Below are 21,084 nucleotides of genomic sequence, written 5' to 3' on the forward strand. Positions count from 1 at the left end.
CGTGTCACGCCTTTTTTATATGCCCTTCTATCATAGCATACACACAGAAGCTGGATTTCCTTTCATCAGAAAAACATCTACCCCCATTCGGAGTAGATGCTCCTTGTTCATTTTTTACTTTTTTGATATGTCGTTAAGTATCCCTTCATCTTTTCTGCGTCTGGCTTTAACTCATTTTTTGTTTCGACAAGCGGACTGACTGTGGATGAAGCCTTGTTTTTATGACCTTGATAGAAGTTGACGAATTCCTCTTGATTGATTGAGTAAAGGATGGCTTTTCGTAATTCTTCACTTTTTGCCACTTCGCGTTTAGATGTGTTAAATAATAGATAAGCAACCGCATTGCTCTGATTTTTTTGCAAGGCGAGCTTGCTGTCTTTCTCGACCACATCATATTTTGTTTCAGGAATACCATTAAAAATATGAATTTCACCATTTCGAAGTGCAGACAGTGCACTATCAGGATTTTCAATAAATCGAACGGTGACTTGAGAAATGTTTGGCTCGTTCTCTGTGCCTTTCATATATGCAGGGTTTTTATAAAAAACGGCTTCATAATCGTTTTTATACGATAAAATGTATGGACCACTCGCAAACAATTGATTGTTATACATTTTTCCTTCCGTGATTGTACGCTGATCACCATATGGGATATCCTTTGCTGGATCAAAGGCATCCATATCATATGTGTTTACACGCTCTATCTGTTTCTTAGAAACAATTCCTGCTGATTGATGGGCTAAATAATTTAATACTTGCGGGAATGGCTCTGTTGTCGTGATCTTGACCACTTGATACGCACCTGCTTGATTGTCTGCATCTTCTTTATCTTTTACGAGCTTTTGCACCTTCTGTTGCACATCTTTTTCTAATTCTTCTTTGATCGTACCGCCATTACCAGATGTTGCTTTCAGTTCAGATAGATCGGTAACAACCTCTGCGCTTTGAATATGCTCATGCAATGAGTATGTACGATGGTCTGGTACTGCGTTTTTATCCTTAGCTCTGTTCAGCGAAAAAACCACATCATCTGCACCTACGCGTTCACCCGAATCCATCGCTTTTTTATTCTCCACCTTTGCAAAACGGATATCGTCTCTTAATAAGAAGTAATAATGTGTTTTATCTTTTGCTGCGGCATGATTCCAAGAAAGTGAACCTTTTGATGTGACTTTATCATCATCTGTCAAATTCACAAGTCTTACATACATATTTGTATTCAGTGTATTAATTGATCCATCATTGCCTTTGATCGGATCAAGCGATGTAAGGGAAGCCAGTGCCTGCTGCGTGATGAGCGGATCTTTATTTCTTTTGGATGAATCGTTAAAATCAATTGATTCCCATGCAACTGCCCGAGATTTAGCTAGACGAACGGTCTTCTCATTGATCACACCTTTGTTCACACCTTGAGCTTTCAATGAATTGTAAAGCGGCGCAATATAGGCCTTATCAAAGACGAGACGCTTTTCTAATTCTTGATACGTTTGAATGTATTCGACAGGCGTTTCTGTTGCTGCTTTGTCAATCAATTGATCGATTTGTTTATCTGACATGATGCTGTTATCAGCACCGGTTTTAAACAGGCCACGAACCGCATAATCAGGGTTCCCCGTCACAGTCGTCCAACTCGAAAGAACAATGTCATAATTCCCGGCATCCTTTTGAGCTGTATAGCTGCCATAATCAGGCTGAATATTGAGTTTTACTTTAAATCCACTCTTGACCAATTGATCTCGAACAATATTCAGGTCATCTTCACTGCTACTCATTCCAAGTAATTCAATGGTTTCTTTCGACGCTTGACTACCTTCTTCATTTCCTACACTTGACTTCGTATTGACACAGCCTGCTAATACGAGAAGCAATATGATGAGCAATGGTAATACACTTTTTTTCATAATATTTCCCCCTTGTGTTTTTACATTTCATCTAATTTTGGATCTAACGCATCCCGTAATGCGTCACCTAAAAAGTTAAATGATAAGACAAGTATGATAATGGCGAGCCCTGGAAAAATTGCTAGATAGGCATGAGATTCTAGATAGGTACTCCCCGCTTTTAATATATTTCCCCATTCCGGAATATGAGGTTCAACACCAAGGCCCAAGTAACTCAAACTACTTGTCGCAATCACTGCCGACCCAATTGTCAAAGTGGCTTTCACAATCATCGGCGCCAGTGCATTGGGGACAATTTCTTTAAAAATAATAGACCAATCACTAGCACCTAATGCACGGGCTGAGTGAACATATTCGAGATTAGAAATCATCATGACGTTGGCACGCATTGTTCTGGCATAGGTCGGAATCGCTCCTACACTAAGAGCAATGATCAAGTTCACAATATTGGCTCCAAATGCTGCAATGATCGCGATTGCCAGCAATATGCCAGGGATGGCATAAAGAACATCCAGCAGCCGCATAATGACATGATCTATTTTTGGCGTGTAGTATCCTGCAATCGCCCCAAAAAAACCTCCAATGACAGCTGGAATAAGTGTTGAAATGCAGCCAACGAGTAAGGAAATTCTTGCCCCAAAGACAATTTGCGAAAATACATCACGGCCAAATTGATCAGTTCCAAGTGGATAAGCAAGACTTGGTGTTTGCAAAATAGCACCATATTGATTTTCAACCGCCAAGTCATAATCGAAGGTAAACACACTCCACATTGACAGAGAAAAAACAAAAACAATGAACAACAGTCCTAGCATCGCTGCTTGGTTTCTCGTTATTTTCTCCCAGATGGAACGCCATTTTTCAAAACGATATTTTTTGATATGTCCTGTTTTCACCGCAAGCTGTATCGCCAGAAGAAGAGCAAATACGTTGCCCATCACAGATGAAAGCACAAGGACAATGGCAAAATATGTTCCCGCTACCGGTGATATCTTTCTATCCTCCTGCTTGATGACAAACACAAATACTGCCGTATAAAAGAGACCGATGACAAGCAGAATCAGCATAGCAAGTGGAAAGGAATCCGTTACATAGGGTTTGAATAAATTAAGAGCGGACAAAGCCATGATCACGATATGATTGATCAGCATGTAAAAAGCAAATATATATGCCAGAGATTTTCTTTCTTTTATGAGACTAAAGGCAAAAACGGTGATGATGAGATGACCAACCAAAAGACTCAACAGCTGCACATAACCTAGACGCCTCGTGAAGGTTTGAATTACACCTGTCTTTTCTAGATCATTCTTCATTTTCCATGTAATACTGACTTGAATAAGCGAAAAGAAAAGGTAAATAAAAGATACACTGAACATCAGTGGCTTCACGGTTTGATTCGCAATATCAACGCTGTTTATAAAGAAAAGAATGGTCATGACAATTGATGCAACAGATGTGAATTTTGCGCCAATATACTCGATAGACCGCTTTTTCACGTGATGCTGCTCATGAGAATGAATCGACTTCATCGTTGCTGACATTCCTACACCTACTTCAATATTGTTTCATCTTTGATCTAATACGAGGATCAAAAAATGCATATAAAATATCAATGATGACATTCACGACGGAGATGGTAATCGCCACATATACAACCCCTCCCAAAATACTCGGAATATCAGGAATAAACTGCTTATCAACAATATAGCTTCCAATCCCACTAATGTTGAATACCTTTTCTGTAACAGCCGCTCCTCCAAGCATGCCGCCGAAAAGCAGTCCAATGACGGTAATAATCGGAATCATGGCATTGCCAATTCCATGTCGCCATAGAATATACTGCTGACTTAGCCCCTTTGCTTTTGCTGTAATCATGTAATCTTCATGAATAACTTCGAGCATAGATGACCTGGTCATCCGAGCAATCGAGGCAGTTAACCCCGTACCAAGGACAATGACTGGCATGAGTAACGATAACCAATTTTCTGGGGAATACGTGGCGGGAAGCCATTTCCATTTAATCGAAAAGTTCAAAATGAAAATGAGTCCTTGCCAAAAATTTGGAATAGACAACCCAAGTAATGCGATAAACATGAACGAATAATCAAAAAATGAATACGGTCTTGTTGCAGAAATAATCCCTATTGGAATGGCAATCACAATCGCCATGACGAGTGACCAAACAGCTAATGTGAGCGTGATAGGAAATTTACTCGCTATGCTTGTTGCCACTTCTTCATTTCCGGTAAACGATTTTCCTAGATCAAATGTGAAAAGTCCTTTTAAAGCATTCCAAAGCTGTTGGATATATGGTTGATCTAGACCATATAGGTGATTAAAAGCTGCGATTTGCTCCTTTGTTGCGGATTCTCCAAGAATATTTACTGCTGGATCAAATGGAGAGAAATAGAGAATGGTAAAGACAAGAATGACTACACCGATAATCACCAATACACTCATAAGCAGCCGTTCAACAACATATTTCAAGAATGCATGCCGGTATAAAAAAAGCAGAATGTACATTGGTAAGCCTGGAATCAATGTCACCATAAGAAAAAGCCGGTTAGATAATAGTGAAGCAAAAACCGTGTGAAACGTGACTTTCGACTGACCTTGTTTTTTCAGCTCTTCCTCAACCTTCAATTTCACTGTTTTTTGAAAGGCTTCTTCTGTCCACTGGTGAGTGAGGCTGTCGATCTCATGTGGATCTATTTTTTCATGGAAGAATTCTTTTTTCCTCAACACTTGCTGCTGAATATCCGCTCTCATTTTCTCTTTAACACCGGAAACATCTAAACGAGCCTTCACTTCTTCTAATACATGAATATATGTATCTTGTTTACTCTTATGTAAATAATAAAAAAACACAAACAAATGCACGGGTAAACCAACAATCCACAGCACTAATTGATATGCGCGGCGCGATTGAATGTCTTGAAATATTCGACTAACCCAGGATGGATGAGATACGCCGCCAATCTCATCATGTTTTACAGCTACCATTCTCGACAACCCATCGTTCCCCCTTTCACATGAATGTTCGTTCCAAAAAGTTAATTGCATTATTCCGATCTGTATAGTAAAGTTTATGCTAGCTTCATTTGAAAGTCAATATCCATATCATACAGGTGGTGGAAAAAATTGAAGGATTTAGCACCTCTTCTAACAGTGAAGGATTTACATATATCTTTTCACACACGAGATGGCGAATTAGAAGCTGTCCGTGGCATTAGCTTTGAAGTAAACAAAGGAGAAACACTTGGTATTGTCGGGGAATCAGGAAGCGGGAAAAGCGTAACAGCCCGGAGTATTTTACAACTCCTTCCATCACCTCCTTCTTTTTTAAAATCAGGACGCATAACCTTTCAGGGGGAAGAACTCACAACAAAAACGGAAAAAGAAATGCAGGCTGTAAGAGGGCGGGATATTGGCATGATTTTTCAAGACCCTATGACTTCTCTCAATCCAACGATACGGATCGGCCCCCAAATCGCTGAAAGCTTGATTAAACGCAAGAAGCTTTCAAAAGAAGAAGCCAAACGACAGGCCATTGACCTGATGAAACTTGTAGGAATTCAGCATAGTAAGGAGCGCTATCAGCAATATCCGCATGAATTTTCTGGCGGTATGCGTCAACGGATCGTCATTGCCATCGCTTTAGCCTCTCAGCCAGCCTTGCTTATCGCAGATGAACCAACAACTGCACTCGATGTGACGATACAAGCCCAAATTTTACATGTGATGAAGGATATTCAAGAACGATTTGGGACATCGATTATTTTCATCACACACGACCTAGGCGTTGTTGCCGGAATGTGTGATCGGGTGGTTGTGATGAAAGAAGGAAAAATTGTCGAATCCAATACAACAGAAGAATTGTTTGAGAACCCTCAGCATGAATATACAAAACAGCTTCTCAATTCTTTGCCTCGTTTACATGAAAAGAAAAAAAACAAGAAAGATTTTGATGCCATACATATCAAACATCATCCGCCTTTACTGAAAGTTAAATCATTATCTCAGCACTTTCAAATCGGTAAAGGGCATGTGCTAAAAGCGGTTGATCAGATTGATTTTTTGATTAAACGCGGAGAGACACTGGGGCTTGTTGGCGAATCAGGTTCAGGGAAATCAACCACTGGCCGAGCGATCCTGCGCTTAAACGAACCAACAGATGGAGATATCTTATTTCAAGGCATTCCAGTCCACCGTCTGTCGAAAAAAGAAATGAAAACGATGCGGCGGCATATGCAGATGATTTTTCAAGACCCTTATTCATCTCTAAATCCTCGCTTTAAAGTGCTGGATATTATCGGACAGGCGCTTGATCTCCACAGGTTAAGCACAAACAACACCGAAAGAAGAAAAAGGGTGGAAGCACTGCTTGAGATGGTTGGCCTCAAGCCGTCACATGCCGATCGGTACCCTCATGAATTCTCCGGAGGACAGCGCCAGAGAATTGGAATCGCAAGGGCGCTTGCCGTCGAACCACAATTGATTGTATGTGATGAACCTCTGTCTGCACTTGATGTTTCTATCCAAGCGCAAATCGTACGCTTATTAGAGGATCTTCAGAAAAAGCTTGGGTTGACTTATTTATTCATTGCACACGATTTGTCGATGGTGAAACATATTAGTGACCGAGTGGCTGTGATGTATGCTGGTAAAATTGTTGAATTAGCCGAAAGTGAGGAGCTTTACAACAATCCGCAGCACCCCTACACAAAATCGTTACTTTCAGCTATCCCTATACCTGATCCTAAAGTGGAAGCAAAGAAGGAAAGGTTCGTTTCGGCAGAACAGATGGACGAAGATCCTTATCATTTACAGAATGCAGAGTTAGTAGAAATATCAAAAGATCACTGGGTTGCCATTCCAACAGCACAATAAAAAAGAGGTGTACCCGCTACAATGGGTACACCTCTTTTGTTGTTTAAGAATGAGCAGCGGCGCTCACCTTTGATAATTCAAACGCATCATGAAGGGCTTCTACCGCTTTCACCATATCTTCACGATCAACGACTGTTGAGACTTTGATCTCAGACGTACTGACCATTTTCACTTGAATGTCTTTTTGAGCTAACACAGCGAACATTTCAGCCGCAACACCTGGGTTTGAGACCATACCAGAGCCAACGATAGATACTTTGGCTAATTTGCTTTCTGTCTCAATCTGCTCATAACCAAGCGCACCTTTGTATTCTTCTAATACTTCAACTGTTTTAGACAAATCATCCGTTTTCACAGAGAAAGAGATAGAGGTCTGATTGGTGCTTGTGACAGACTGAATGATAATATCGACATTGATATTTTGCTTTGCAAGTGTCGTAAAAATCGTCGATAGCGTTGTTAAACCGCTTGAAAGGCCGCATACCGTCACGCGTGTCATCTGATCTTCAAATGCAATGCCTCTTACAACTAAATTTTGTTCCATGGATGATTCCTCCTCAATTAACGTACCCGATTCATTTTCAATACTAGAACGGACTTCTAGTGGGATTTGATAATTTTTTGCAAATTCGACCGCTCTCGGATGCAGCACACCTGCTCCTAAATTGGCTAACTCAAGCATTTCATCGTATGAAATTCCTGCAAGTTTTCGCGCAGATGGCACATAACGAGGATCTGTTGTAAACACACCTGGTACGTCCGTATAAATATCACATTTGTCCGCTTTGAGTGCCGCAGCTAGTGCCACAGCAGTCGTGTCTGATCCACCACGCCCAAGTGTTGTAATATGTAGATCATCCGCAATTCCTTGGAAACCTGCTACAACGACGACTTTTCCCGCACTCAGTTCTTCTTTGATTCTTGCTTCATCGATGTCCACGATTCTTGCATTTCCGTGCACCTTCTCTGTTTTCATCCCAGCTTGCCAGCCTGTAAAGGAAATGGCATCATAACCTTTTGCTTGGAGTGCCATTGCTAATAATGAAATGGTCACCTGCTCACCAGTTGTCAGTAGCATATCCATTTCTCTTTTGCTTGGATCATCTGTGAGTTCTTTCGCTAGGTCTACTAGAACATCCGTTGATTTGCCCATCGCAGACACAACCACGACCACATCATTTCCTGCCTCGCGTTCAGCGATGACTCTCTCTGCGACATTGCGAATTTTTTCTGTCGATCCAACAGATGTTCCACCAAATTTTTGTACAATTAGTCCCATGTCTACCACCCTTTTTCAAAAGATCACGTGTGAGAGAAGAGGCTGCGGAGACTGCTCTGTTCACTGCAAATAAAAAAGCAATGAGAGAACAAATCTCCCATTGCTTTAAAATCATCATCAAACGATGCAAACAATGAGATAGCCCTCCAAGAAATGAATTCTTGACAGCCCTACATTTCTTCAATGTACAGCCAGCGAATAAAATGAGTGGATTTTATTCACTTCGGCGACGCTCCCCTTTCAGCCCTCTTCCTAGATCCCCTCGATCTCTGAAGGCTTACTCTTGAAGTTCGCACCTCTATCTTCAACAAACAACACGTTCATTTATTAAATTAGTCACATCTTAACAGACTTTTGGAAAAAGTACAATCTATTTTTTTAATGCCTCCATTAAAAGTTCAGCCGTTTGTTTCGGAATACCAGCGTCCTGAAAATCCTGGATAGAGGCTTCTTTCATCTTTTTCACAGAGCCAAAATGTTTCAGCAACTGCTTTTTGCGCTTTTCCCCGATACCTGGGACATCGTCTAGAATAGACTGGAATGCATTCTTCCCGCGCAGCTGCCGATGAAAACTAATCGCAAATCGGTGCACTTCATCTTGAATACGCTGCAATAAATAAAAGGCCTGACTATTCCGCTCCAGCGCAACAATTTCAAGCGTATCACCCATCATAAGATTCGATGTCCTGTGTTTTTCATCTTTCACTAGACCTGCCACAGGAACAGACAGATTTAATTCATTTTCGAGCACATCTATGGCTGCGTTGATTTGTCCTTTTCCTCCGTCGATTAAAATCAAGTCAGGAAGCGGCAGTTCATCCTTTAACACACGGGTATACCGCCTTCTAATGACTTCACGCATGGAAGCATAATCATCGGGCCCCTCAACGGTTTTAATTTTGTATTTTCGGTATTCCTTTTTATACGGCTTCCCGTCTTGGAAGACAACCATAGCGGATACGGGGTCTGCTCCTTGGATATTGGAGTTATCAAACGCCTCAATCCGGTATGGCATATAAATATTGAGTGCATCGCCAAGCTGCTCCACTGCACCAATTGTTCGTTCCTCATCACGCTCTATAAGCGAGAACTTTTCTTTGAGAGCAATTTTGGCGTTTTGGTGGGCAAGTAAAAGCAAATCCTTCTTCTTTCCTTTTTTCGGCTGATGAACATTCGTTTCAAGCAATTGCTCAATCATCTCTTGATCGACGCTGTCTGGCACCAAAATTTCCTTCGGCAGAAAATGGTTGTTCTTCTCATAAAACTGCCCCATAAACGTGAGAAATTCTTCCTCAGGGTCTTGATACATCGGAAATAGGCTGACATCACGTTCGATTAATTTCCCCTGTCTGATGAAGAAGACTTGGACACACATCCAGCCCTTATCATAAGCATAGGCAAACACATCACGATCGGATAAGTCACTCATCGTCATCTTTTGCTTTTCCATCGTTGAGTCAATGTATGCGATTTGATCTCTCAGTTCTTTTGCCCGCTCAAATTCTAATTGTTCGGCCGCTTCTTGCATCTTTTCTGTTAATTCTTTCTTGATTTGCTGATGTCCTCCGTTTAGAAATCTTGTGATTTCGTCGACGAGCTGTTTATTCGTTTCTTCAGAAATGTCATACACACACGGAGCAAGACATTGTCCAAGATGATAATAAAGGCAGACTCGGTCAGGGAGTGTCGCACATTTTCTAAGTGGATATAAACGGTCGAGCAGCTTTTTCGTTTCTCTTGCTGCTTGTACGTTCGGATATGGACCGAAGTATTTCCCTTTATCCTTTTTCACATTGCGGGTGACAATCAGCTTAGGGTGACGTTCATTCGTAATTTTAATAAAAGGGTACGTTTTGTCATCCTTGAGCATGACATTGTATTTCGGGTCATATTTTTTGATTAAATTCAGCTCTAAAATAAGTGCCTCAATATTTGAAGAGGTGACAATGTATTCAAAGTCTTCGATTTCACTGACAAGCCGCTGCGTTTTGGCATCATGAGATCCTGTAAAATAAGAGCGGACCCTATTTTTTAATACCTTTGCCTTTCCCACATAAATGATCGTATTTTGTCTATCTTTCATTAAGTAACAGCCTGGTTGATCAGGTAAGACTGACAGCTTTTCTTTAATCAATTTGTTCATATTTTCATCCGTCCTTGTTTTCCACTTTCACTCCTTCTAGTGTATCACGAACATTTGTTTTATACCACGATGAAAGAAAAGCGGCTCTCGACTATACGAGAACCGCTTTTGAGATCATGCCACGCGGGCATAGATCGGTTTATAGATGTTTGTTTACAAGCTCAGCTAGTGCTTCTTTTGGTTTGAAACCAACAGACGTTTCGACGACTTCACCGTCTTTTAAAACAAGAAGTGTTGGGATACTCATAACGCCGTATTTACCAGCAGTTTCTTGGTTATCATCCACATCAATTTTTACAATTTTCATTTTATCGCCCATTTCTTGATCAAGTTCTTCAAGAACTGGAGCAATCATTTTACAAGGTCCGCACCAAGGTGCCCAAAAGTCTGCAAGAACAACACCTTCTGCAGTTTCTTGTGAAAATGTTGCGTCAGTAGCTTTTACGATTGCCATTATTCATTCCTCCAATGTAAATTATGCTTTTTAGTATAGCATCTACCAATGTGACTTGCGAATGAAATGCTTACGAATCATTTTTTATGAAATGAATTAAAAAACAAACCGTATAATCGCACCAATAACAACAATCGCACCAATGATCATCAGAATGGTTCTAAGCATATGACATGACTCCCTTTCCGCTTCATTTACAATGTATGATGCCCCAACATTCTTCTCATCAAACATTGAAATATGCGATCAAGCCAGATCGACGGTCAACATTACAACCGACATAGGCGGCAGATCAATAGTCAGCTCGCCGTGCTTAACAGCAAATTGCCGAAAGTCCGCAGGCTGAACGGAATGAGGATCATCGAACGTGTTGTGCGCATTCATCCGATCAGCAGTCAGCACACGGCCAGTGACCTTCGTTTTTGCATCGATTCCCTCTATCGCAAGAGATACGTCTGCTTTTTCATGGGGATTCACATGACATAAACTAATATGCATCTTGTCAGATGACCGCGAGGCTGATACACTGACTTGAGGGATTTTTTCACCCCGGCGTTCATATGAAGGGACATTCAATTCTACTTCAAGCGCTTCTTCTTCTTGATGCACTTGAAACATGTTAAATACGTGATAGGTAGGTGTCAGGAGCATCTTTTCGTCCTGCGTTAACACCATCGCTTGCAGCACATTGACGGTCTGGGCAATATTCGCCATATGAATCCGCTGGCAATGGCGATGAAAAATATGAAAATGCAAGGCACAGACTAGAGCATCTCTTAATGTGTTTTGCTGATACAAAAACCCTGGATTTGTCCCCGGTTCTGGATCATACCATGTCCCCCATTCATCAATAATCATCCCGATTCGCTTGTCTGGATCATAACGATCCATGATTTTTCCGTGTTCCACGACAAGCCGCTCCATTTCAGACGCCTTTTTCAGCGTTGTAAACCACTCATCCTCATCAAAATCGGTCGCTGACCCTTTCTTATCCCATGTTCCTGGGACCGTATAGTAATGCAAACTGAGCCCATCCATCCAAGGCGCTGCGCGCTCCATTAATACTTTTGTCCAATTCACATCATTTGAATTCGCACCGCATGCGATTTTGTAAATGCGCTGACCAGCAAATTCTCTCACATACGTTTGGTAGCGTTTATATAAGTCTGCATAATACTCTGGCGTCATATTTCCACCACATCCCCAGCTTTCATTGCCTACACCAACGTACGTCAGCTCCCACGGTTCTTGTTTTCCATTTTGAATCCGCCAATCCGACATAGGTGTCCCTTTAGGAAATGTGATATATTCAATCCATTCTGCTAATTCTTGAACAGAGCCGCTTCCAACGTTTCCACAAATATAAGGCTCACATTCAAGTAATTCACACAGTCTCATAAATTCATGTGTACCAAACGCATTTGATTCAACGGTGCCACCCCAATGAGTATTCACCATCGGCTTTCGTTCACTCAGATCACCGACGCCGTTTGCCCAATGATACTCGTCTGCAAAACAGCCGCCCGGCCACCTCAGCACCGGGATATGTAAGGCTTGAAGTGCCTTTAGTACATCGGTACGTATCCCTTCAATATGGTCAATCGATGAGTCTTTCCCTACCCAAATGCCGTCATAAATTCCTCTTCCTAAATGCTCTTGAAAGTGTCCATAGATGTGTTTAGAAATGCGTCCAATCACTTCATTCGCTTTTACTGTCCCATTCACTTGTAAACCGCTCCTTTGTTTCGCGATGACATACAAAAAAACCCAGAATACCTAGGCATTCTGAGTGTATGAGCGTTAAGAATGGATATTCATCTTTTTTAACTCTTCATTTAAAAGCGGAACGACTTCGAATAAGTCACCGACAATTCCGTAATCGGCAATTTTGAAGATTTCAGCTTCAGGGTCTTTGTTGATTGCAACAATGACTTTACTGTTGGACATACCGGCTAAATGCTGAATAGCTCCTGAAATCCCGCAGGCAATGTAAAGGTCAGGTGTGACCACTTTACCGGTTTGACCAATTTGCAGGGCATAATCGCAGTAGTCAGCGTCACATGCACCACGCGAGGCACCGACTGCTGCGCCAAGCGTTTGGGCAAGTTCTTTCAGCGGTTCAAAGCCTTCTTTGCTCTTGACCCCCCTGCCTCCTGCGACAATGACCTTCGCTTCAGATAAATCTACACCTTCTGATGTTTTTTTAATGACTTCCTTCACGATCGTTCTTAGGTTTTGAATATCGACAGAAACTGGCGTCACTTCTCCGCTGCGTGACGCATCACGCTCCAGCGGTGCCACGTTGTTTGGACGGATAGTAGCCAAAAGCAGACGATCTGTTGAAATGACTTTTTCAAAAGCTTTTCCTGAATAAATCGGTCTAGTGAAAACAAGATGTTCACCGGTAACGCTTACATCTATTGCATCTGAAATTAAGCCTGTTTGCAGGCGTGCAGCTATTTTTGGTGACAAGTCTTTTCCGATCGATGTATGACCGAACAGCACTGCATCAGGATTGACTTGATCTAATATTGCTTGAAGCGCCTGCGCAAAACCATCAGACGTATAATAAGAAAGATGCGGGTGCTCGACGATCATCACATGATCCGCTCCATAATAAAGCAGTTCATCCGCTTGATCTTTGACGTGATCCCCTATTAAAACGCCAATCACTTCACCGCCATCAGCCACCTCGCGAGCGGCAGCAATCGCTTCAAACGTCACATTTCTTAATTTACCGTCACGACTTTCTCCAAGTACAACAACTTTTTTACTCATCCTTTAAGCTCCCCCTTGTTCTCGTGATATCGTAAAGTGGATGTTTAGATGACTTTTGCTTCATTTCTTAGCAGGTCTGTCAGTTCCTTGACCTGATCCTGAAGCTCGCCGCTCAGCACCTTGCCACCCTCTTTTTTCTCCGGTAAGAAACGTTCGATTGTTTTGATTTTATATGGCACATCGTCTTCATCTAGATCTAGATCGTCTAATTCTAATTCTTCTAAAGGCTTTTTCTTTGCCTTCATGATGCCTGGTAACGATGGATAACGAGGCTCATTGAGACCTTGCTGCGCGGTGACCACTAGCGGGAGCTCGGCAGAAATCACTTCCACATCACCCTCTGCATCTCGCTCAATTGAAGCTGAGCCGCCGTCGATTTGAATACTTGTAATGGTTGTGACATATGGAAAACCGAGTAATTCAGCAAGACGCGGGGCCACCTGTCCAGACCCGCCGTCAATCGCTACATTCCCTGCTAAGATCAAGGAAGCTTCTTTATCCTTGAGATAGTGATATAGAATCGTAGAAGCGGAAAACTGATCCCACTCCTCCAAATCATCTTCAACATTTAATAAAACGGCTTGATCGCAGCCCATTGCAAGTGCTGTTCTAAGCTGTTTCTCCGCATCTTCATTGCCAACTGTCACGACCGTTACTTCTCCCCCATGCTCATCCCGAAGCTGAATCGCTTCTTCAATTGCGTACTCATCATAAGGATTAATAATGAACTCTGCCCCATCTTCTTGAATAGCACCAGACTGAATAGAGATTTTCTCTTCCGTGTCAAACGTACGCTTCATTAAAACAAAAATATTCATTCATTTCTCCCCCTTGTGTCGTACTAATCCCTTATTCCCCTTTAAAATTCGGTTTACGCTTTTCGATAAAAGCTTGGATGCCTTCTTTGGCATCATTCGACTGAAACACCTCAGCAAACTTTTTGGCTTCCAGCTTCATTCCGCCATCATATGAGTACACTTTTGTCGCATTCAATAACTCAAGCACATACTCAAGTGTTTTAGGGCTTTTCGCTGCAAATTTCGCCGCCAATGTTTTGGCTGTTTCCAGCGCTTCTTCTTCTGTTTCCGCAAGTTTTGAAACAAGTCCGCAAGCAAATGCTTCTTCCCCTGTAATCGGCTCAGCTGTTCCCATCATTTCAAGTGCTTTAGCTGATCCAACATAGCGAGGCAGGCGCTGCGTTCCGCCGAATCCTGGGATAATACCGAGATTTAATTCCGGCAGTCCCAGCTTTGCATCTTTTGTTGCGATTCGAATATCACATGACATCGCCAACTCAAGCCCGCCGCCTAATGCTGCCCCGTGAATGGAAGCAATCACCGGCTTTGGACATTGTTCAATTCGTTCAAACACTTGCTGTCCTCTGTCTGCAAGGCTGGCATAATCAGATTCTTCCTGCAAGGTCGTAAATTCTTTAATATCAGCACCTGCTGAGAAAAATCTACCTTCTCCATGAATGACAATAGCTCTCACTTCACTGTTTTGTTCAAGCTGATCAAACATGTCGTTGAGTTCAGTGAGAAGCTGAGAGGATAAGGCATTTGCAGGTGGGTGTTGAATCGTGATGAGTGCTGTCTGTTCGTCTTGGTGTAAGCTAAGTATTTTTTCCATGTCAATCATCCTTTTTCAATTGTCTTTAAGATTGATGTATTCCGTTTAAGAGAAGATCATGTACACTTTCTGCGAGTGCAGGCAGGTCATACTTTTGATCATTCATGACCCATGTTGTAGCGGTTTCGTCAATCGTCCCAAATACCATTTGTCTCGCTAAGCGGACATCTAGATTTTGTCTAAATTCTCCTGTCTTCTTTCCTTCGGTTAAAATGGAGTCTAGCATATTTAAATACCCTTTCAGCACCTCATTGATTTTTTGGCGCAGTTCAAGGTTTGACTGCCTGAGTTCAAGCTGTGTCACAAGGGCCAAATGATGGTCTTGCGATAGCAGGCGAAAGTGTTCTCGAATGAGGAGAAGAAGCTTTTCTTTGGCAGACGGTTTCTTTTGAATATCGTTTTCCATCCGTTCGATGAATTGTCCCATTTTTTCTTTGAACAACGAGATCAAAATGTCCTCTTTGTTTTTGAAATAGAGATAAATGGTTCCGTCTGCTACCCCTGCTTGTTTGGCAATCTTTGAAACTTGTGATTGATGGTAGCCGTTCTCTGCAATCACCACAACGGCTGCATCAATAATTTGCATGTACTTCGGTCTTTTCTGCTTCAATGTGCTTCGTCCCTTTCTAAATTGAATGAGCATTCATTCATAACTTTATGTTAAAAAGAAACGAGTGATTTGTCAAGTGATGTTCTTCTTTCTTTTCAACCTTTAGCATACCAGAGCAGACACCTACAATTCAAATCATCCGGCCGCTTGACCGGATGATGCTGGTTCATTCTCTCATTGATCGACTGGTTCTTCTGTTGAAGATGATTGCTTTCTTTTTTCTTCTTCAATTAACACTCTGCGCAAGATTTTCCCTACAGCCGTTTTAGGCAGTGATTCCTTAAATTCGTAGACACGCGGCACTTTAAATGAGGCAATTCTTGTTCTTACAAAACGATCCAGTTCATCCTCTGTTACATAGGCATCCTTTTTCGGGACAACAAAGGCTTTTACTGTTTCCCCTCTATACGGATCTGGAATACCCGCCACAACAACTTCTTGTACAAGCTCATGCTCATAAAGGGCTTCTTCAACCTCTCTTGGGTAAATATTATAGCCGCTCGCGATGATGACATCCTTTTTCCGGTCTACGATATAGAAAAAACCATCCTCATCCATATACCCAATGTCTCCTGTGAAAAACCAGCCGTCTCTTAACACTGCCGCTGTCTCCTCCGGCTGATTCCAGTATCCTTTCATGATTTGAGGACCTTTGACGATAATCTCTCCGTGCTCATATGGCGCTTTGAGTCCACCCGTTTCTTCACAATAAATACCGGCATCTGTATTCGGCCAAGGGCACCCGATACTTCCTATTTTGTTCGCTCCCCATAAGAAATTGGCATGAGTGACAGGAGAAGTTTCTGAAAGTCCATACCCTTCCACCAGCCTTCCTCCTGTTAGTTTTTCAAAACTCTGTTTGACTTCAACAGGAAGAGCGGCCGATCCGCTTAAGCATGCGGTGATGGATGATAGGTCATACTTTTCAATATTCGGATGATGAAGCAGGGCAATATACATCGTTGGTGCTCCTGGGAACAGCGTCGGTTTCTGTTTTTCAATGGTCTTCAAGGCATCCGCTGCATCAAAACGCGGAAGAAGAATCATTTGATGACCTTCTTTGACTGCAAGGTTTAGCACGGTCGTCATGCCGTATACATGAAAAAACGGAATGATCCCAAGAATCCGCTCTTTTCCACGGTTCGTTTTATACATCCAGGATGCACACATTTCTGTATTGGCTACTATATTTTCGTGTGTGAGCATGACCCCTTTTGGTAACCCGGTCGTTCCGCCTGTATATTGCAAAACTGCGACATCCTCTTTCGGTTGAAAGGATATTTGCGGAATCCGTTCTCCTGACGATTCTTTCATGATCTGTGAGAAATGATGAATGGTCTCACTCTTCTCCACTTGGATGACCATGTTGTTTTTCCTTCGCTGGACAATCGGAAACAATATGTTTTTCGGAAATGGCAAGTAATCTTGTAATTTTGTGATGATCAAATGTTCCATGCTTGTCAGCGCTTTCATTTTATAGGCCTTTGGATACAGTAGATCGAGAGTGATCAGCACCTTAGAGCCGCTGTCCTCCATTTGATATTCCAGTTCTTTCTCCGTATAAAGCGGATTGGTTTGAACGACAATGCCGCCTGCTATTAAAACCGCATAATAAGAAATCACCGATTGCGGGCAGTTTGGCAGCATAATCGCTACTCTGTCGCCTTTTTTGACACCGATGTCAATCAAGTGACTGGCTAATTTCAGTGCATCTTCTTGTAACTGCTGGTAGGTGATGTTTTTTCCTAAAAAATGAATGGCTGTATGCTCAGGTGCTGCCTCTGCGGAGCTGAATAAGTAAGATTGCAACGTTTCATTTGGGATGGTGAGTTCGTGGGGAATTTGATTCGGGTAATGCAGAAGCCAACGTTTATCTGACTGCATAAAAACCCTCCTTCCTGAACTTTCGTACTATTTTATTATAGCAAACTTTTCCTTATGGCTGTTTGCTTTTTTCAAATCGAGCTCGTTCCATGACACATCTTCATTTTTTCGCCGGTGTTTCTATAGAGGCTCTTTTCCCTTCATGATGCCACTTTTCGTATAATCCACCGATCGCACGAAATGACTCATGGACTCTCTCCACAATCTGTTTATGGATACTAGGGTCATTAGGTAAATGTGTGTGGATGTTGTCCACTTGATATTGTCTCATCATGTCTAGATACACAGTTAGAAAGATGGTGTCTTCTAAAATCCAATAAACGACTTCATCCGCCTCTTTTGTTCTTTTATGAAGCACTTTAATCCCTCGTTCATATTGAATAAGAATATAGCCGGCTGGATCAATTTCAATATAGGGGCTCAAATCATCAAAAAAACCAGTCGTTTGAAAAGGACGTGCAATATACGGTTCATATATGTCTTGGGGAAGAGATGTCTTTTTGAGACAACTGTCAATGCGCTTTATGAGTTCGTCTTTTTGCAAAATTTGATTCATTCTGATTCGCCGCCTTTGATGAGTGAAAAGCTGTCAAGGTTTTCCCTGACAGCTTTCTAGAATGTATTCTTCATTTTACAGGAACATGTAAACGGCACCAATAACCGCAAAAGTGCAGGCAACTACAATTAATACTTTGGCTAGTTTTTCCATGTCGTCTCCTTAAATGCCGGCTGCTACTACATAAGACAGCCCAACAGAAATAATGAGTGAAATAAACCCGACCGCTCTATTATCATTCTCAATCTCTTTGTCTACTTTAAATCGTGGTGTTAAAAATTCAAAAATGAAATAGCTGACGAGCAGCATCACAAAGCCGTATACGCCCCATCCGACCATTTGAAGAAGCGAGTTGTGCTGGGCGATGGAATGCTGAAAGACATTGGCAATCCCAAAAATCTTCCCGCCGGTTGCCATAGCAACAGCTAAGTTCCCCCGCTGAATCTCTTCCCAGTTTTTATAGGAGGTCACGAGTTCAAATATGGTAAGAAATAAGACAAGACATAGGACGGCCACGCTGTAATAGGCGGCAATTTCCACAAGTTCATTTTCCCAAAAGGCTTTCATGCGTTTTCTCCTTTTTACTTTAATTCGACGATGGTGACGCCTGATCCTCCCTCGCCTTGTTCTCCAAAACGAGCATTTTTTACACTACGGTGCTGTTTTAATAATTCCTGGACCCCTTTTCTCAAGGCGCCAGTGCCTTTACCGTGAATGATCGACACGCGCGGATAGCCAGCTAAGACGGCATCATCTAAGTATTTCTCGACTCTGCTTAAGGCATTCTCATAACGCTCTCCTCTTAAATCAAGCTCAAGTGATACATGATAGTCTTTTCCTTTGACCGCCGTGATGGCTTTCTCTTGTTTAAATTCCGGTGCTGATTTGATAAATTCCATATCTTTTTCTTTTACTTTCATTTTTAGAATGCCCATTTGGACACTCCATTCTTTGTTACCCGTTTGTTCGATGAGCGTTCCTTTTTGGCCAAACGTCAGCACTTTGACTTCATCGCCTGGCTTTAGCTGTCTTGCTGCTTTTTTCACTGGCTCTGGTTTTTTCTTACGGTCAAACTCAGGGACAGCTTCTTCAAGACGCTTTCTCGCATCAATGAGTTCATGTTCTTTGAATGAACGATGCTCACTTTTAATGGACCGAAGCTCTTGAATAATCTCTTCTGCTTCTTTTGTTGCTTGTTCAATTTTTTCTGCCGCTTTTTGTTCGGCTTCTTCAAGCAGTTTGTCCTTTTGTTCATTCCATTCAAGGATTTGTTTTTGCAGTTCTTTATGGAGCTTCTCTGCTTCTTTTCTATAGAATTCCGTCTCATGCAGTTCTTCTTCTGCTTGTTTTTTGCTGTCTTCTAATGAAGCAATCATCTGATCGACTTCATTATGTTCTGCGTGCATATCTGCTTTTGCACGGTCAATTAAATGATGAGGCAGTCCTAGACGCTTGGAAATTTCAAATGCATTACTTCGTCCCGGCACCCCGATGAGCAAGCGATATGTAGGGGATAAGGTTTCAATATCAAACTCTACACTCGCATTTGTGACGCCTTCTCGGTTATACCCGTATGCCTTCAGCTCAGGATAGTGAGTCGTTGCGATGACGCGCGCATTTGTTTGATGAACTTCATCTAAGATGCTCATCGCAAGTGCTGCACCTTCAGCAGGATCTGTTCCTGCACCTAATTCATCAAATAACACGAGTGAATTAGACGTCAAATGCTTTAAGATATCCACAATATTGACCATATGAGATGAGAAAGTACTCAAGCTCTGTTCAATAGACTGCTCGTCTCCAATATCAGCAAAGACTTGATCGAATACAGCCACTTCTGATCCTTCTTCGACTGGAATATGAAGACCTGCCTGCGTCATCAGCGTAAGAAGTCCGAGTGTTTTTAAAGTGACGGTCTTACCGCCTGTATTTGGACCTGTGATGACGATCGTAGAAAAATCTTTCCCTAGCTCAATATCATTTGCCACAACCTGATCTCGGGGCAATAGGGGATGTCTTGCCCGTTTTAAATAAATCTCCCCTTGGTTATTCACAGTAGGTTTTGTGGCTTTTTCTGCTTTTGCATATTTGGCTTTGGCGAAAATAAAATCTAATGTCTGAAGTTCATTCACATTATGAAGCAATTCATCAATGTGCTCTGACACACTCGCTGTCAGCATTTGCAAAATCTTTTCAATCTCTTGCTTTTCTTTTAGGCGAGTTTGCTGCAAGGTGTTATTTAAATCTACGACCACCTGCGGCTCAATAAAAAGAGTTGCGCCTGAAGAAGATTGATCGTGAACAATCCCTCCATAATTCGAGCGGTACTCTTGTTTTACGGGAATGACAAACCGATCATTACGAATCGTCACAATGGTGTCTGACAGCATTTTCGAGGCAGATTGTGAACGAATCATTGATTCTAATTTATCTCGTACTTTTGATTCTAGTGATCGTAACTGCGTTCGTATGGTGCGGAGGGCTGGCGTTGCGTGATCAAGCACTTCTCCATTATCACCAATACAGCTTTCGATTTCTTTTCTCACGTCTGGCAGTAAAATCAGCGATTCTGCATATGTATGAAGACGGGGTATCTCTACTCCGTCCTCATACATAGAGGCGAGAAAGTGCTTCATGTTTTTTGTGGTATATAACAGCGCCGCAATTTCCATCAGCTCAGAAGGGCTTAATATACTGCCTATTTCTGCTCGTTTGACTCCTCGTCTAATATCCGTTAACCCGCCAAATGGCGCAGATCCTTTTAAACGAATCACATCTTGCGCTTCTGCTACCTCTTCTAGCAGATGCTGAATGCTCTCGATATCTGTGAGTGGTATTAAGTCCTGCGCTTTTTCTTTCCCTAAAGTCGAAGCAGTATAGGACATGACTTTTTCTTTTACTTTATGAAATTCTAATGATGCTAACACTTTTTGTTGCAGCATGGTCCAGCCTCCTAACGA

16 protein-coding genes and 1 riboswitch are annotated in these 21,084 nt (G+C 42.0%); of the genes, 1 reads left to right on the forward strand and 15 read right to left on the reverse strand.

Going from position 1 to position 21,084, the window contains the following annotated elements:
- Window positions 1-107: 107 nt before the first annotated feature.
- The 3 genes from AC0VYC_RS12940 to AC0VYC_RS12950 are packed head-to-tail and all read right to left on the reverse strand — an operon-like array spanning window position 108 to window position 4,913.
- Window positions 108-1,901, reverse strand: coding sequence for an ABC transporter substrate-binding protein (locus AC0VYC_RS12940; protein ID WP_335350410.1), 1,794 nt, complete (start codon window positions 1,899-1,901; stop codon window positions 108-110).
- Between the two features lie 20 nt (window positions 1,902-1,921).
- A complete protein-coding gene (locus tag AC0VYC_RS12945; protein WP_335350411.1) occupies window positions 1,922-3,442 on the reverse strand; it encodes an ABC transporter permease in 1,521 nt (506 codons plus the stop codon).
- 13 nt (window positions 3,443-3,455) lie between these two features.
- Window positions 3,456-4,913, reverse strand: a complete 1,458-nt coding sequence (locus AC0VYC_RS12950; protein WP_335350412.1) for an ABC transporter permease — start codon at window positions 4,911-4,913, stop codon at window positions 3,456-3,458.
- A 129-nt stretch (window positions 4,914-5,042) separates the two neighbouring features.
- Here AC0VYC_RS12950 and AC0VYC_RS12955 point away from each other — a divergent pair, with 129 nt between their 5' ends.
- Window positions 5,043-6,791 (forward strand): ABC transporter ATP-binding protein, encoded by a 1,749-nt coding sequence (locus AC0VYC_RS12955; RefSeq protein WP_475388627.1) that lies wholly within the window; start codon window positions 5,043-5,045, stop codon window positions 6,789-6,791.
- 43 nt (window positions 6,792-6,834) lie between these two features.
- Here AC0VYC_RS12955 and AC0VYC_RS12960 read toward each other — a convergent pair whose 3' ends face one another.
- From AC0VYC_RS12960 to AC0VYC_RS13015, 12 genes are all read right to left on the reverse strand, one after another.
- Entirely contained in the window at window positions 6,835-8,070 is a 1,236-nt protein-coding gene (locus tag AC0VYC_RS12960) for an aspartate kinase (protein ID WP_056705939.1), read from the reverse strand.
- 131 nt (window positions 8,071-8,201) lie between these two features.
- Window positions 8,202-8,379, reverse strand: a riboswitch (Lysine riboswitch).
- A gap of 61 nt (window positions 8,380-8,440) precedes the next feature.
- Window positions 8,441-10,213 carry an excinuclease ABC subunit UvrC gene (gene uvrC / locus AC0VYC_RS12965; protein ID WP_041506756.1) on the reverse strand — a complete coding sequence of 591 codons (1,773 nt, stop codon included), beginning with the start codon at window positions 10,211-10,213 and terminating at the stop codon, window positions 8,441-8,443.
- 139 nt (window positions 10,214-10,352) lie between these two features.
- Window positions 10,353-10,667 carry a thioredoxin gene (gene trxA, locus AC0VYC_RS12970; RefSeq protein ID WP_007501629.1) on the reverse strand — a complete coding sequence of 105 codons (315 nt, stop codon included), beginning with the start codon at window positions 10,665-10,667 and terminating at the stop codon, window positions 10,353-10,355.
- A gap of 246 nt (window positions 10,668-10,913) precedes the next feature.
- Window positions 10,914-12,392 carry an alpha-N-arabinofuranosidase gene (locus AC0VYC_RS12975; protein WP_475388630.1) on the reverse strand — a complete coding sequence of 493 codons (1,479 nt, stop codon included), beginning with the start codon at window positions 12,390-12,392 and terminating at the stop codon, window positions 10,914-10,916.
- 75 nt (window positions 12,393-12,467) lie between these two features.
- Window positions 12,468-13,445 carry an electron transfer flavoprotein subunit alpha/FixB family protein gene (locus tag AC0VYC_RS12980; protein WP_039166889.1) on the reverse strand — a complete coding sequence of 326 codons (978 nt, stop codon included), beginning with the start codon at window positions 13,443-13,445 and terminating at the stop codon, window positions 12,468-12,470.
- A gap of 44 nt (window positions 13,446-13,489) precedes the next feature.
- On the reverse strand, window positions 13,490-14,263 hold the full coding sequence (locus AC0VYC_RS12985) for an electron transfer flavoprotein subunit beta/FixA family protein (RefSeq protein ID WP_024718636.1): 774 nt from the start codon (window positions 14,261-14,263) through the stop codon (window positions 13,490-13,492).
- A 31-nt stretch (window positions 14,264-14,294) separates the two neighbouring features.
- Complete coding sequence (locus AC0VYC_RS12990) at window positions 14,295-15,074, reverse strand: enoyl-CoA hydratase (protein ID WP_017358245.1); 780 nt, start codon at window positions 15,072-15,074, stop codon at window positions 14,295-14,297.
- 25 nt (window positions 15,075-15,099) lie between these two features.
- A complete protein-coding gene (locus AC0VYC_RS12995; RefSeq protein WP_017367816.1) occupies window positions 15,100-15,684 on the reverse strand; it encodes a TetR/AcrR family transcriptional regulator in 585 nt (194 codons plus the stop codon).
- Window positions 15,685-15,858: 174 nt separating this feature from the next.
- Window positions 15,859-17,568: an AMP-binding protein gene (locus AC0VYC_RS13000; RefSeq protein WP_113767054.1), complete on the reverse strand. Its 1,710-nt coding sequence runs from the start codon at window positions 17,566-17,568 to the stop codon at window positions 15,859-15,861.
- A gap of 100 nt (window positions 17,569-17,668) precedes the next feature.
- On the reverse strand, window positions 17,669-18,124 hold the full coding sequence (locus AC0VYC_RS13005; protein ID WP_007501636.1) for an Imm63 family immunity protein: 456 nt from the start codon (window positions 18,122-18,124) through the stop codon (window positions 17,669-17,671).
- 162 nt (window positions 18,125-18,286) lie between these two features.
- Entirely contained in the window at window positions 18,287-18,691 is a 405-nt protein-coding gene (locus AC0VYC_RS13010) for a DUF350 domain-containing protein (RefSeq protein WP_007501637.1), read from the reverse strand.
- A 14-nt stretch (window positions 18,692-18,705) separates the two neighbouring features.
- Entirely contained in the window at window positions 18,706-21,063 is a 2,358-nt protein-coding gene (locus tag AC0VYC_RS13015; protein ID WP_024718639.1) for an endonuclease MutS2, read from the reverse strand.
- Window positions 21,064-21,084 lie beyond the last annotated feature (21 nt).

The organism is Bacillus sp. iso_77, from assembly GCF_056173625.1.